General features: G+C 71.4%; 12 protein-coding genes. 5 read left to right on the top strand and 7 right to left on the bottom strand.

All coding sequences use genetic code 11. The annotated features are described in order from the left end of the window. Positions 1-145 precede the first annotated feature (145 nt). Positions 146-1,117 (bottom strand): MerR family transcriptional regulator, encoded by a 972-nt coding sequence (locus AB0F88_RS09875; RefSeq protein ID WP_362679792.1) that lies wholly within the window; start codon positions 1,115-1,117, stop codon positions 146-148. A gap of 135 nt (positions 1,118-1,252) precedes the next feature. Between AB0F88_RS09875 and AB0F88_RS09880 the strand changes: the two genes are divergently transcribed. Continuing rightward, entirely contained in the window at positions 1,253-2,599 is a 1,347-nt protein-coding gene (locus AB0F88_RS09880; protein ID WP_362679795.1) for a deoxyribodipyrimidine photo-lyase, read from the top strand. A gap of 77 nt (positions 2,600-2,676) precedes the next feature. Beyond that, a complete protein-coding gene (locus AB0F88_RS09885; RefSeq protein ID WP_362679798.1) occupies positions 2,677-3,621 on the top strand; it encodes a hypothetical protein in 945 nt (314 codons plus the stop codon). Between the two features lie 225 nt (positions 3,622-3,846). Here AB0F88_RS09885 and AB0F88_RS09890 read toward each other — a convergent pair whose 3' ends face one another. The 6 genes from AB0F88_RS09890 to AB0F88_RS09915 all read right to left on the bottom strand — a co-directional run bounded on the left by AB0F88_RS09890 (position 3,847) and on the right by AB0F88_RS09915 (position 10,226). Continuing rightward, the gene (locus AB0F88_RS09890) at positions 3,847-4,209 is read right to left on the bottom strand and encodes a hypothetical protein (protein WP_362679801.1); all 363 of its coding nucleotides are present in this window, start codon (positions 4,207-4,209) and stop codon (positions 3,847-3,849) included. Positions 4,210-4,246: 37 nt separating this feature from the next. Beyond that, entirely contained in the window at positions 4,247-4,924 is a 678-nt protein-coding gene (locus AB0F88_RS09895) for a uracil-DNA glycosylase (protein ID WP_362679804.1), read from the bottom strand. Between the two features lie 83 nt (positions 4,925-5,007). Further along, a complete protein-coding gene (locus tag AB0F88_RS09900) occupies positions 5,008-5,886 on the bottom strand; it encodes a carbohydrate ABC transporter permease (protein ID WP_362679807.1) in 879 nt (292 codons plus the stop codon). Beyond that, complete coding sequence (locus AB0F88_RS09905; protein WP_362680620.1) at positions 5,883-7,187, bottom strand: ABC transporter permease subunit; 1,305 nt, start codon at positions 7,185-7,187, stop codon at positions 5,883-5,885. The genes AB0F88_RS09900 and AB0F88_RS09905 overlap by 4 nt, the downstream gene beginning before the upstream one ends. Before the next feature lie 329 nt (positions 7,188-7,516). Next, positions 7,517-8,848, bottom strand: coding sequence for an ABC transporter substrate-binding protein (locus AB0F88_RS09910; RefSeq protein ID WP_362679810.1), 1,332 nt, complete (start codon positions 8,846-8,848; stop codon positions 7,517-7,519). 103 nt (positions 8,849-8,951) lie between these two features. After that, positions 8,952-10,226: an ABC transporter substrate-binding protein gene (locus AB0F88_RS09915; RefSeq protein WP_362679813.1), complete on the bottom strand. Its 1,275-nt coding sequence runs from the start codon at positions 10,224-10,226 to the stop codon at positions 8,952-8,954. Positions 10,227-10,354: 128 nt separating this feature from the next. Between AB0F88_RS09915 and AB0F88_RS09920 the strand changes: the two genes are divergently transcribed. From AB0F88_RS09920 to AB0F88_RS09930, 3 genes are all read left to right on the top strand, one after another. Continuing rightward, complete coding sequence (locus tag AB0F88_RS09920) at positions 10,355-10,861, top strand: PadR family transcriptional regulator (protein WP_362679816.1); 507 nt, start codon at positions 10,355-10,357, stop codon at positions 10,859-10,861. Continuing rightward, complete coding sequence (locus tag AB0F88_RS09925; RefSeq protein ID WP_362679819.1) at positions 10,858-11,610, top strand: ABC transporter ATP-binding protein; 753 nt, start codon at positions 10,858-10,860, stop codon at positions 11,608-11,610. The genes AB0F88_RS09920 and AB0F88_RS09925 overlap by 4 nt, the downstream gene beginning before the upstream one ends. A 109-nt stretch (positions 11,611-11,719) precedes the next feature. After that, entirely contained in the window at positions 11,720-13,999 is a 2,280-nt protein-coding gene (locus tag AB0F88_RS09930) for an ABC transporter permease (protein WP_362679822.1), read from the top strand. Positions 14,000-14,013: the final 14 nt, after the last annotated feature.

The following is a 14,013-nucleotide window of genomic DNA, read 5'->3' on the forward strand; positions in this document are numbered from 1 at the left end:
CTCCTCTTACCGAGAAAAGCTACTCAAAACTTATTCATACTCGCTCGAAGGCCGTGATCGCAAGCAAGCGGAACGGAGGTGCCCGCAGGTACGGCACGGAGGTGCCCGCAGATGCGGGGCGTGTCGGAGGCGTGCGGGGAAAGAATCAGGCCAGGGCGGCGGCCACGACGCGGGTGATCGCGTCCTGGAACGACGCGACGCGCGGGATGGACGCGGGCAGGCCGTCCCACCAGCCCGTGCCGCCGGCGACGACCAGGCTCGGCGGGCGGAGCACGGGCAGTGACGCGAGCGGGGCGGGATCCCCGGTCTCGGGCAGCTGGGACCAGACGAAGACCACCGAGGGACCCAGCCGCCGCATCGCGTCCGCCAGCGCCGGGTACGGGGTCCGGGCGCCCAGCACCCGGGTCTCCACCCGGTGTTCGGTGGCCAGCGCGGCGGCGAGCGCGTAGATCGGCAGGCTGTGCAGGTCGTTCTCGGCGCAGGCGAGCAGCACGGGACGCGGGCCGGCCGGGCGGGCGGGGCGTTCGGTGAGCCCGATCAGCGCGGCCATCAGCCGGTCGGAGAACAGGTGCTCGACCTCGATGCTCGCCCCGCTCTCGGACTGGCGCCTGCAGATCGTCTCGAAGACCGGCATCACCAGGCGCTCCCAGGTCCACAGCACGCCGTGCCTGGCCAGCGCCGCGCCGATCCAGTCGTGCACGGCCCCGCTGTCCAGCATCATCGCCGCCCGCGCCAGCATCGCCACCGTCGGCACGCCGGGCGGCCGGTCGGCCTCGAGGGACGGGATCCCCTTCGGGGCCGGCCACTCGGGTTCCCGCTCCGGCTCCCGTCCCTGCTCCGCCGGAGGCGCGGAGGGGACGACCTCGATCCGCAGGACCCTCCGTGCCGCGTCGGAGGCCGGAATCCCGCTCCTGATGAGCCGGTTCATCTCCTCCAGGCGCCACAGGTCGCGGGCGTCGTAGCGCCGGTGTCCCCCCGGGCTCCGGCGGCTCGGGCCCACGCCGTAACGTAGGTTCCAGGTCCGCAGCGTGGGGGCGGGTACTCCGAGGCGCCGGGCGACGGCTCCGATGCCGTATCCGGGCTCCTCGTCGGCTACCACTTGACGCTGCTCGTCCATCTCATCCCATTTCGAGCCTGCTATGTGCGGTACCAGCGTGACAGGCGAGGGGAGCGGTCGCTCCCTGAACGTTCTTTCGAGTTCCGGGCCCCTGGCGGACGCAACCGGCGGAGCGTTACCGGGCGAAGGAAAAACGTGACCGATACTGTGATCGTTTTGTTCAGCCGCGACCTCCGGGTGCACGACCACCCGGCGCTCGCCGCGGCGTGCGAGCGCGCACGTCATGTCATACCGCTCTTCGTCGCGGACCCCGCCATCCCCTCGGGCAACCGCGGGGGGTTCCTCGCCGAATGTCTCGCCGACCTGCGCGGGTCGCTCCGCGGGCGGGGCGGTGAGCTGATCGTGCGCCACGGTGACACGATCGCCGAGACGATGCGCCTGGCGGAGGAGACGAGGGCCCAGGCCGTCCACACCAGCCTGGACGTCAGCACCCTCGCGCGACGCAGGCAGCGGCGCCTGGCCGAGGAGTGCGAGCGCCTCAGGATGGCGTTCCGCGTGTTCCCCGGCCTGACGATCGTGCCCCCCGACGCCCTGAGGCCGACGGGCGGAGGCGACCACTACCGGGTCTTCACGCCCTACCTGCGGGCCTGGGCCCGGCAGCCGCGCAGGGAGGTGCTCAAGGCCCCCGGCATGGTGCACGTCCCCGGCGGCCTGAGGGCCGGAAAGCTGCCCGGGCCGGGGCGTGAGCCGTACGAGCTGTTCAGGGGCGGTGAGGAGGTAGGGCGCCGGAGGATGGAGCAGTGGCTGAGGCACTGCGTGGAGGACTACGCCGACGGCCACGACGACATGGCGGGCAACCGCACCTCCAGGCTCAGCCCCTACCTGCGCTTCGGTTGCGTCTCGCCGCTGGAGCTGGAGGCGCTCGCCAGGGACGCGGGGGGCGCGGGTGACGCCAGGGACGTGGGGGAGATAGAGGAAGAGGGCGAGGACCGCAGGGGGGCCGACGAGTTCGTCAGGCAGCTGTGCTGGCGTGACTTCTTCTACCAGGTGACGCGGGCCTTCCCGCGTATCAACCGGGACGACTACCGGCCGCGCGGGCACGAGTGGCGCGACGACGACCACGCGGCGCAGGCGTGGAAGGAGGGCATGACCGGGGTCCCGATCGTGGACGCCGGGATGCGGCAGTTGCTCACCGAGGGCTGGATGCACAACCGGGCACGCCTGATCGCGGGCTCGTTCCTCGTCCGGCGGCTGGGCGTCGACTGGCGCGTCGGCGCCGACCACTTCTTCGACCTGCTGCTCGACGGCGACGTCGCCAACAACTACGGCAACTGGCAGTGGGTCGCGGGGACCGGCAACGACACCCGGCCCAACCGGCCCGTCAACCACATCCGGCAGGCCAGACGGTACGACCCGGACGGCGAGTACGTCCGCCGTCACGTCCCCGAACTCGACGCCGTGCCCACGCGGATGATCCACGAGCCCTGGCGGCTCCCCTCGGGCGTCCCGGGCTATCCGGCGCCCCTGGTGCCCATGGGCTGAGCCGGACCGGGTGAGCGCCGCGAGCGATGATCCGGGAAGGTCCGGAACGAATCGTCCTTCCCACGCGTCGCACAGGTGTGACCCCCTATGACAACGCCGCCGACGCCCTGCTCGCCGCCCGCGAACGGGTGCGCCGGCTCGAACAACTGACCAGCCGGCGCGAGGCGGTGGCCGTGCAGCTCGACGAGGTCGGGACGCTCCTGGGCGACCTCGAGGAGCAGCTCGCCAAGGAGGAACAGGACGTCTCCAAACTGGAGGGCGGCGGCTTCGCGGCCCTCCTGTCCGGGCTCACCGGGTCCAGGGAGGAGCGGCTCGCCAGGGAGCGCGCCGAGGCGCTGGCCGTACGGCAACGCCTGGACGGCCAGCGCAACCGCCTCGAATGGCTGAACGCGGACCGGGCGGCCGTCGACGAGGGGCTCGCCGGGCTGGGGGCGGCGCGGGAGGAGTACGACGCGCTGCTGGAGCGCGAGGAGCGCCGGCTGGTCGCCTCCGGCGCCCCCGAGGGGCGCGAGCTGGTCGAGATCGGCCACCGTCTCGCCGACACCCGCGCCGACCTCGTGGAGCACCGGGAGGCCCACCAGGCCGGGGTCGACGCGCTCCACGGGGTCGGCGAGGTCCTGCGCTGCCTCGGCGGCGCCCGCGGCGCCTCCAGGTGGGACATGCTGGCCGGGGGCGGCTTCGCGGACATGGTGGAGCACGGCCACCTGCGCAACGCGGACGAGGCCGCCTGGCACGCCCAGCAGCTGCTGGACACCTTCTCCAGGGAGCTCGTCGACATCGGCGTGAACGTCACCCCGAAGCTTCCCAAGGTGGACACCCGCTGGTTCGCCGACATGTTCTTCGACAACATCATCACCGACGCGATCAAGCATCACCGGATCTCGGAGACCGGCGCGGCCGTCGCGGACGTCGCCGAGTGGGTGAGGCGCACGGTCAACGGTCTGGACCTCCGCCTCGAGGAGCTGGCCCGGCAGCGGGACGCCCTGGTGGCCCGCCGGGAGAAGGTCATCGTCACCGGCTGAGGCGCGGGCCTTTCCGGCGGGCACTCAGCGGTGGGACGGGCCCTCGGCAGTGAAAAGCCCCGGCGGTCGAAACCCCGGCGGTCGAAATCCCGGTGACGAAAAGCTCCGGCGGTCGAAACCCCGGTGATGAAAAAGCCCCGGCGGTGGTGGGCCTTCCCGGCGGGGCGCCTGGCCGGGAAGGCCCACCACCGCCGGGGTGGCGGTGATCGTCTCAGTGCTGCGGTCTCAGTGCCTGTGGTCGTGACCCGCGTGGTCGTGACCCGCGTGGTCGTCGTCGTCCTCGTCCTCGTCCGAGGGACCGTCGGAGGGCTCGACGCCCAGCACGGCCTCACGGGGCTCGATCTGGTCGACGTGCTCGATCAGGCCCAGGACGTGGTCCGGCTCGATCAGCCACTGCAGCGCGCTGGCGCCGGTGTCGTCGGCCGAGACCAGCTCGGCCTGCTCCTTACGCTCGTCGTCGTCCAGATCGGCGTCAGGGTGGTTGATCTCTTTCAGCGCGGCGGATTGCAGGGCGGCGAGGTCCTGCACCTCCACGGTCAGCTCAACGGTCAGACGCAGATAGCGTTCGGTGCCCGATACATCACTCATGGTGGAAATCCTAGTGCCTGGGTGGGGTGGGAACTGCCTAGGGGAGCTTCCACTCCACGGGGTCCGTGCCCTGCTGCTGGAGAAGCTCGTTCGTCCTGCTGAACGGGCGGGAGCCGAAGAAGCCGCTGCGGGCCGACAGGGGGCTGGGGTGGGCCGACTCGATGGCCGGGACGGACCCGAGCATCGGGCGCAGGTTGCGGGCGTCGCGTCCCCACAGGATCGCCACCATCGGCCTGTCGCGGGCGACGAGGGCCTTGATGGCCTGCTCGGTGACCTCTTCCCAGCCCTTGCCGCGGTGCGAGGCGGGCTTGCCCGGCATGACGGTGAGCACCCTGTTGAGCAGGAGCACGCCCTGCTCGGTCCAGGGGGTCAGGTCGCCGTTGCCCGGCATCGGCAGCCCGAGGTCCTCGGTGAGCTCCTTGTAGATGTTGCGCAGGCTGCCCGGGATCGGGCGCACGTCCGCGGCCACGGAGAAGCTCAGGCCGATCGGGTGCCCCGGCGTGGGGTACGGGTCCTGGCCCACGATCAGCACTTTGACCTGGTCGAAGGGCTGCTGGAAGGCCCGGAGCACGTTGGCGCCCGCGGGGAGGTACTGCCGGCCTTCCGCCACCTCCTTCCGGAGGAACTCGCCCATCTCGGCGATCTTCTCGGCGACGGGTTCGAGGGCCTTGGCCCACCCGGCTTCCACGACTTCGTTCAAGGGGCGTGCGGCCATGTGCAGGACCCTATCGAGGTTTTAGGCCCGGTACGGCGCGTGCTGGAAATCAGCGCGCGTCGCACCGGGCCTGCCCCTGTGGATCACTTCACCGAGCCGGCCATCATCCCCTGGACGAAGTACCGCTGGAAGGCGAAGAAGAGGATCAACGGGATGATCAGCGACAGGAAGGCCCCTGGCGCAAGAATGTCCACGTTGGTCCCGAATTGCCGCATCTGGGACTGCAGGGCCTTGGTCATCGGCTGGTTCTCGGTGTTGGCGAAGACCAGCGAGACGAGCAGGTCGTTCCAGACCCAGAGGAACTGGAAGATCCCGAGTGAGGCGACCGCCGGCTTGGCCAGCGGGAACACCACGGTGGAGAAGATCTTCCATTCCCCCGCGCCGTCCATCCGCGCCGCCTCCAGCAGCGAGCGCGAGATGCCCGCGAAGAAGTTGCGGAGCAGGAAGATGGCGAAGGGAAGGCCGAAGGCGACGTGGAAGAGCACCACGCTGGCGATGGAACCGAAGATCCCGGCGGAGCCGTACAGTTTCGCGATCGGGATGAGCGCGATCTGGGTCGGCACCACCAGCAGGCCGACCACCACCAGGAACAGCGCGTCCCTGCCGGGGAACTCCATCCAGGCGAACGCGTACGCCGCCATGGCGGCGATGCCGATCACCAGGACGGTCGAGGGCACCGTGATGAACACGGTGTTCCAGAACGACGCGGTGAACCCGGTGGCCAGCAGGTCGGAGTAGTTCTTGAAGGTCAGCTCGGCCGGCTTGGTGAGGATCGTCCACCAGCCGGTGGAGTTGTTGGCCGTCTCGTCGCGGATCGAGACCACGAACAGGCCCAGCGTGGGAACCAGCCAGAACAGGCCGATCACCACCAGCACCGCCTGGACCAGGCCGCCGCCCAGCCGGTCCACGATCCTGCCGAGGGCGCCGCGGGGCGGGGCCCCGCCAAGGGTGGAGGTCGTCACTGGTTGTCCCTCCTGAACCGGCGGATGTTGATGATCATGAAGGGCAGGACGAGGACCAGCAGGAAGATGGCGAGCGCGCTGCCCAGCCCCTGGTTGCTGCCTCCGCCGAACGAGACCCGCCACATCTCCAGCGCGATCACGTTGGCCTGCGGCTGCACCGATCCCGGCGCGATGACGAAGACCAGGTCGAAGACCTTCAGGGTGTTGATGATCATCGTGACGAACACGACGAGCAGCACCGGGGAGAGCAGCGGAACGGTGATCTTCCGGAACACCTGCCACTCGGTGGCGCCGTCGATGCGGGCCGCCTCCAGCGCGTCACGCGGGATGGCCGCGAGCCCGGCCGCGATCAGCACCATGGCGAACCCGGCCCACACCCAGACGAACGCGCCGATGATCGCCGGGGTGATCAGCGTCGGGCCCAGCCAGGGGATGCCGCCGAAGGCCGCGTCGAAGTTCGACTGCGGCAGCCGCACCTGGTAGTCACCCGGAGCGAGGCCGGTGAAGCGGAAGGTGCCGTCGGCCCCGCTGGTGGCGGTGGCCTTGACGGCGCCGTTCTGCACCGCCTCGACCGTCATCCCGGCCAGGGCCTTCTCGGTGCCGTCCACCTGGTTGGGCGCGCCGCCGCCGCCCTGGGTGAAGTCGAACCAGACGGTCCCGGCCAGGTCGCCGGGGCCCGGCTGGGCCGCCTTCGCCGTCGAGGCCGAGGCGAGGGTGGCGGGCTTCACGCCCACGAGCGGCAGGAGCACCGCCTGCCCCGGCCGCGCGGGCTGCTTGGCCACCACCCCGCCGCCCTGCCCGGGGGCGACCGGGGACTGGTCGTTCTCCCTGGGACGGGCGTCCGGATAGCCCTGGTCCGAGCCGAAGAGGCCGGTCACCGAGGTGATCACGGCGTTGGCCACGCCCCGGTCGGGGGCCTGCTCGTAGACCAGGCGGAAGATGACGCCGGAGGCCATCAGCGAGACGGCCATCGGCATGAACACGACCAGCTTGAACGCGGTCGCCCAGCGGATCCGCTCGGTCAGCACCGCGAAGACGAGGCCGATCACGGTGACCAGGGCGGGCGCCACCGCGACCCAGATCAGGTTGTTCCTGATCGTGGTCAGGGTGGAGGAGTCGCTGAAGATCGTCGCGTAGTTGTCCGCCCCGACGAAGGTGCCGCCGCCGGCGTCGTAGAGGCTCCGGTAGATCGAGTAGATGATCGGGTAGATCACCATCACGCCGAGCACGAGCGCGCCCGGCAGCAGGAACCAGAGCGCCAGCGTCGGCGGCGGTCCCAGCCGGGAGGCCCCGGCGGGCACCTTGGCCGGTGCCGCCGCAGGAGCGGCCGCCCCGGCCGTCGCAAGCTCAGGTTCGGCGACAGGCCCGGTGACAGGCTCGGCGACCGGCTCGGCGGGGTCGTCCGACCTGACGTCGGCCAGGGCCGGGTGGCCGTCCCTCTCGCCGGAGGCCGTCGTCTCGGGGGGCTCGGGGAGCTCGGGAGGCTCCGGGGTGGTTTCCGGAGTGTGGGCGGGGCCGGCGTCCTGCGCCGGCCGCCGGGTGTCGTCAGGTCCGGAGGAGGGGTCGCGGGCGGCGTCGCCGCCACGCGAGCCCTGCGGGCCGTCTAACCGATCGGTCACGGCCGCCTCCCCTACTTCCAGGCCTGCTTGGCGGCGTCTTCGAGCTTGGCCTGGATGCCCTTGACATCCGAGGGGTCGCGGACGAAGTCCTGCAGGTACTTCCACTCGGCCTTGCCGTCGGTCCCGCCGAAGGCGCTGGGCGCGAGGTCGGACATGTCATAGCGGACGGCGTCGCCGGCGGCGATGATCGTCTCGGCGAGCTTCCTGGTCAGCTCGTCCGGGTAGCTGTCGGGCGAGACGTTGCGGTTGGGAGAGAGGTAGCCGGGAAGCTTCGCCCAGACCTCGCCGCCCTCCTTGGAGGCGAGGAACTCCAGCAGCGCCATCGCGCCCTTGGAGTCCTTCAGCGCCACCGCGATGTCGCCGCCCAGCACGACCGGCTCGGTCTCGCCGGCCTTCGGGAACGGGAAGTACTTGGCCTCCTCGCCGAGCTTCGCGCCCGACTGCTCGGCCGTGACGCCCACGAAGTCGGCCTCGATGACCATCGCCGACTTGTCCTGGCCGTAGACCTGGGTCACGCAGGTCGGGAAGTCGGTCTGCAGGGCGCCGGCGGAGCCGCCGAGCAGGAACTCCTTCTTGCCGACGAGCTGCGCGATCTTCTCCAGCGCGGTGGTCACGCTGGGGTCGGTCCACGGGATCTCGTGCTTGGAGAGCTTGGTGTAGTTCTCCGGGCCCGCGGTGGACAGGTAGACGTTCTCGAACAGGTCGGTCAGGGTCCAGCCGGAGGCGCCGCAGAGGGAGAACGGCGGGGTGCCGGAGTCGGCGACCGTCTGGGCGGTCTTGATCAGGTCGTCCCAGGTGGCCGGGGGTGTCGCGCCGGCGTCCTGGAAGGCCTGGTCGCGGTACCAGATGAGCGACTTGTGGGCCGCCTTCACCAGCACGCCGTAGGACTGGCCGTCGGCGGAGCCGAGTTCCTTCCAGTACGGGGTGTAGTTGTCGTCGATCTGCTTCTGGACCTCGGCGGTGAGCGGCTTGAGCGCCTTCTGGTCCGCGTACTGCTGGACCAGGCCGGGCTGGGGCAGGATCGCGACGTCCGGCGGGTTGCCGCCCTCGATGCGCGGGCCGAGGTAGGCGCCGGTGTCCTCGCCGGTGGAGGCGTAGGTGACCTTGGCGCCGGTCTTCGCCTGGAACGCCTTGAGCACCGCCTCGAAGTTGGCCTGCTCGGCGCCGGTCCACTTGGCGGCGACCTCGACGGTCACCCCTTCGAGGGTCTTGGCGGCGGCCGGCGCGGACGTGGACGCGCCGCCGCTCGTGGCCGGTGCCGGGGCGGCCGACTCGCCGCCGCCACACGCGGCGAGTGCCAGAGCGAGTCCCGCCGTCGTCACCGCGGCAATGGTTCTGCGCATGCTGAACAGACCTCCTGAGACGTTGAGGCTGAAAATTGAGCTGTATGGGACGAACAAGCAGCCGAAATGGGGATGACGGCTTCTGCCGGGGGTCGGCCCGGCGTCATTGAGCCCGGATGATCTCTTCGAGTTGGCCCTTCATGGAGGAGACGACGTCCTCGCTGTCGTGCTCGGTGAAGGGCGGTGTGAGGGCGTTGGAGACCGCACTGGCGATCACCAGGCTCACCTGGTCGTAGTTGGCGCTGGCGGGCCTGGGCCGGGCGGAGAGGATGCTCTGCTTCAGGACCGGAAGGTAGGGGAAACGCTTGATCAGACCGGGGTCGTCGTACAGCTCGGCCCACACGGGCGGGAACGAGCCGTCGGCGAGCACCCGCCGCTGGTTCTCCAGGCCGGTGAAGTAGCGGATGAACTCGGTGGCCGACTTCTGCCGCTTGGAGAAGGCGCTCACCGCGAGGTTGTAGCCGCCGAGCGAGCCGGTGCCGGGGCCGTCGAGACCGGGCAGCCGGGTCACCCCGAACTTGCGGGCGACCGACGAGGTGGTGGCCGGTCCGTAGGCGTGCGGCCAGTTGCGGGCGAAGGCCAGCCGTCCCTCCTCGAAGGCGAGTTGCGCCTCGTCCTCCTTGAAGGAGAGCGACTCCTGCGGGATCCACCCCTCCCGGAACCCGCCCACCAGAAAATCCAGGCCGGCCTTCGCCCTGGCCACGTCCATGGTCACCTTGGTGCCGTCCGGGCTGAGGATCTGCCCGCCCGCCGACTGCACGGCCTCGGCGAAGTTCACGGTCAGGCCCTCGTAGGCCAGGAACTGCCCCGCGTACCCGCCGATGCCGTACCTGTCGTGCAGGACGCGCGCCTGGGCGCGCAGCTCCTGCCAGGTCCTCGGCGGCTTGAGGCCCTCCTTGGCCAGCAGGTCCCTGCGGTAGTAGAGGAGACCGGCGTTGCTGGTGTACGGAACCGCCCAGAGCTTGCCCCGGTAGACCGCCGTGTCGACGACCGGCGGCAGGAACCGGTCGAGCGGGAACATCGCGCGCTCCAGCGGCAGGATCCAGCCGGCCTCGGCGAACTCGGCGGTCCAGATCACGTCCAGCCCGATCACGTCGTACCGGTCGCTTCTGGCCTGGAGGTTGGCGACCATCTGGGCACGCTGCTCGTCGGCAGCCTCGGGGAGTTCGAGCAGGGTCGCCCGCTCCCCGGGGTGGGTCTGGTTCCACCGGTCGAGCAGCGGCTGCAGGTAGGCGGTCGCGGGGCGTCCGATCACCAAAGTGAACGGGCCGGTCCCGCCGAACCGTTCGGTCTCCCGCGCGCCGGCCGCCGAACACCCCGCCATGAGAAGCGACACGAGAAGCACGGCGAGCGCGACGGGGATGAGTCGGCGCACCATGACCTCCCGATTTCCAGTTGGTTACATACGTGTTAGGTAGATGCATGCATGTTATGCATAGCGATAACATCACCGTCAACGGATAACCCCGTAACGCTCACGTAACGAGCTCTCCGAGGAGGTGGGGCGTGCGGCTGACGCTGCTGGCGCTCCTCGCGAAGGAACCTGCCCACGGCTACGAGCTCAAACAGGCACTTGAACAGATCTTCGGCAGCGCCTACCCTTCACCGAACATCGGGCAGATCTACGTCACGCTCGGCCGGCTGGAGAAGGACGGCCTGGTGCGCGCCGTGGACGTCGAGCAGTCCAACCGGCCGAACAAGAAGGTCTACTATCTGACGGCCGCCGGCCGCGAGATCCTCGACACGTGGGTGGACGAGCCCACCGAGGGGCCCAGGGTCCGGGACGAGTTCTTCATGAAGCTCGTGCTGGCCCCGATGACCGGCATCGCCGACAGGATGGCGATGATCAACCGCCAGCGCCGTCACTACCTCGGACTCATGCGTGACCTCAACGAGCTCGCCGAGCGGACCGACCCGGACAACCGCGTCGCGCTCCTGCTGGTCGAGGGGGCCATGCTGCACCTCCAGGCCGACCTCGACTGGCTCGAACGCTGCCAGGAGGACCTGAGTTGACCTCTCCCGTGGTTCCCGTGGTCGAAACCGTCAATCTCGTCAAGATCTACCAGGACGGCGGGGTGCCGGTGCCCGCGGTGCGGGGGGTCGACCTGCGGGTGAGCCCGGGGGAGTTCGTGGCGGTCATGGGCCCGTCCGGCTCCGGCAAGTCCACCCTGGTCCACATGATCGGCGGCCTCGAGGCCAGGACCAGCGGCGAGATCTGGCTCGACGGGCAGCGGGCCGACACGCTCAACGAGAGCGCCTGGGCGCTGCTGCGCCGCCGGAAGATCGGCTTCGTCTTCCAGTTCTTCAACCTCGTCGCCAACATGACGGTGGCCGACAACGTCGAACTGCCCGCGCTGCTGGCCGGCGCCTCCACGCGCGAGGCCCGCCGGCGCCGCGAACACCTCCTCGGCGAGCTCGGCCTGACCGCCCGCGCCGACGCCGCCCCCTCCCAGCTCGCCGGGGGCGAGCAGCAGCGGGTCGCGCTGGCCCGCGCGCTGGCCAACGAGCCGAGCCTGCTGCTCGCGGACGAGCCCACCGGCAACCTCGACAGCCGCAACACCCGCGACGTCCTGCGCCTGCTCGGCGAGGTCCACCGCGATGGGCAGGCCGTCATCCTGGTCACCCACGACGCCAGGGTGGCCAGCCTGGCCGACCGGGTGGTCTCCCTCCTGGACGGCCAGATCGTCGACGACGGCGGCGCCGGGCTGGCCCGCCGCCGCCCCAAGGGCGGCGCGGGCGACGTCGTCGAGCTGAGAGGCTGACGGTGCGCTTCCGGTCCTCCCCGCCCGCGGCCGCGCGGGCCCCACATGTTTCACGGGCTTCACGAGGCGTACGGTCCCTGACGTCGCGGTCCGTGCGGGGGGCGTCGCGGTGAGCACCGTACGCGCCTCCGTCAGGTGGATCCGGGCCGATCTCGGGGCCCGCAGGGGCCAGGCGCTGCTGACGGTGCTGGCCGTGGCCGGGATCGTCACCGCGCTGATCACCTCCGCGACCCTGCTGGAGGACGGCACCAACCCGTGGCGCGGGCTGTTCGCCGAGTCCAGGGGCGCGCACGTGTGGATACACACCAAGGACGCCCCCGACCCGGCCGCGCTGTCGAGACTTCCGGGCGTGGTCCAGGTCGCCGGTCCCTACCGGTCGGCCCCGGTCACCCTCACGCTGGACGGGAAGAAGTCGCCGGTGGCGCTGCGGGAGATGTCCGCGACGCCGCCGCAGGTCGCCGTCCCCCTGATCCGCGAGGGGCGCCCGCTGCGCCCCGGCGACACCGACGGCGTGGTCGTCGAGCGCTCCTTCGCCAGGGCGCTCAGCCTGCGGGTGGGCGGCACCTTCCCGGTGACCGCGCTCAACGGCGCCACCCACCCGCTCGTCGTGGTCGGCCTGGCCGACACCGCCGACCAGGGTTTCTACCCCGAGTGGACGCCCGGCCTGGCCTGGACGCTCGCGCCCGTCCTGGCCAGGGTCGAGCCCGCGCTGGGCCGCAGCGAGTCGGTCACCGGGCTGCGCCTGTCCGACGGCGAGGCCACGCTGCCCGCCGTCCACGGCGCCGTCACCCTCCTGGAGGGGCAGATCCAGCGGATGTCCACCTGGCGCGAGGTCCGCGCCTCGATGGAGCTGGACAACCGGCTGCTCGGCCTGCTGCTCGCCCTGTTCGGGATCACCGGGCTGGTCGCCGCCGCGCTCGCGATCGCCAACGCGGTGGGCGGCCGGGTGCTGAGCCAGACGCGCGACATCGCCACCCTCAAGTCCCTCGGCTACACCCGGGGCCAGGTCTTCGGCGTGCTCATGGCCGAGCACGGGGCGCTCGGGCTGCTCGGCATCGTCATCGGGCTGGTCTGCGGCCAGATCGCCGCCTCGTTCGTCCTGGACGGGGTGCCGATCCTGCCGCTCTCCCCGGTCCCGCTGCTCGCCATCGCCGGCGGCACCGCCGCCGTGGTCCTGGTGGCGGTGGCCCTGCCCGCCTGGCGGGGCTGCCGCACCCCGCCCGTCCCCGCGGCCCCCGCGGCGCCGCCCAGGGGGCACCTGTCGCGGCTGGCGCGCCTGGCGCTGCTCGTACGGCTGCCTCCGGCCCTGGTCCTGGGCACCCGTGACGCCTTCACCCGGCGCGTCCCGGCGTTCCTGAGCATCTTCGGCGTCGCGGTCCCGATGATGATGATCACCATCGGGCTCGGCTGCTGGGCCACCCTGGACGACTTCCTGCGCCACCCGGAGCGGGTCGGCCAGGCGGCGGCGCTCACCGTGCGCCCGGACAAGCTCCCGGCCGACGACGCCCTGCGGATCGCGAGGGCCGACCCGGGGGTGCTCGCCGCCTACCCCGGCACCGAGGTGCCCGCGCTGGAGCCCGAGCAGACCAGGAGCGTGCTGGCCCGCGCCGCCGGGACCTCCGCCGAGCCGTACCCCTTCTCGGTCGTCGAGGGGCGGATGTACGCCGCCAGGGGCGAGGCCGTCGCCGGGCAGGGGCTGCTCGACCTGCTGGACGTGAAGATCGGGGACCGGGTCCGGCTCACCGTCGGCGGCACCCCGCTGATCGTGCACCTCGTGGGCCGGGTGGTGGAGCCCGACCAGGACGGCGAGGTGCTCTCCTTCGGCATCGACAGCCTCGCGGCCAAGGACGCGGTGCCGCCGCAGTTCTACAGCCTGGTGCTGCGGCCGGGCGCCGACCCGGCGGAGGTGCGGGCGCGGCTGCTGATCGCCTCGGGCGAGGCCCTGGAGGTGCAGCGGGTGGTCAACCCGGCGGAACGGCTCGCGATCATCCGCGTGGTGATCGTGGCGCTGATCGTCGTGCTCGCCCTGCTCGGCCTGGCCAACCTCCTGACGGCGAGCGCCCTGGGCCTGCGCGACCACGCCTTCGACCTGGCGGTGCTCAAGGCGATGGGTCTCACGCCCCGGCAGGTGGCCGCCACCCTGGTCACCGGGACCGGTCTGCTGATCGTGCTGGGCGTGGTCGCGGGCGCCGCGGCCGGCGCCTCACTGGTCGGCGGGCTGATCGACCTGCAGGGGCACACCAGCGGCGTCGGGGCGGGCATCGGCCGTACGCCCTCGGCCCTGACGCTCGCCGTCGCGATGCTCGTCGCGATCGGGGCCGCCCTGCTGGTGACGCTGATCCCGGCCGGGCGCGCGGCCCGCGCCCAGGTCCCGGTGACCGCGCGATAGCCCCGGGACGGTGA

The sequence above is a fragment of the Streptosporangium sp. NPDC023963 genome (assembly GCF_040639135.1).
GTDB lineage: Bacteria > Actinomycetota > Actinomycetes > Streptosporangiales > Streptosporangiaceae > Streptosporangium.

Coding starts and splice junctions, on each gene's coding strand:
- AB0F88_RS09875 (WP_362679792.1), bottom strand. CDS start 1,117: ATGGACGAGCAGCGTCAAGTGGTAGCCGACGAGGAGCCCGGATACGGC.
- AB0F88_RS09890 (WP_362679801.1), bottom strand. CDS start 4,209: ATGAGTGATGTATCGGGCACCGAACGCTATCTGCGTCTGACCGTTGAG.
- AB0F88_RS09895 (WP_362679804.1), bottom strand. CDS start 4,924: ATGGCCGCACGCCCCTTGAACGAAGTCGTGGAAGCCGGGTGGGCCAAG.
- AB0F88_RS09910 (WP_362679810.1), bottom strand. CDS start 8,848: ATGCGCAGAACCATTGCCGCGGTGACGACGGCGGGACTCGCTCTGGCA.
- AB0F88_RS09915 (WP_362679813.1), bottom strand. CDS start 10,226: ATGGTGCGCCGACTCATCCCCGTCGCGCTCGCCGTGCTTCTCGTGTCG.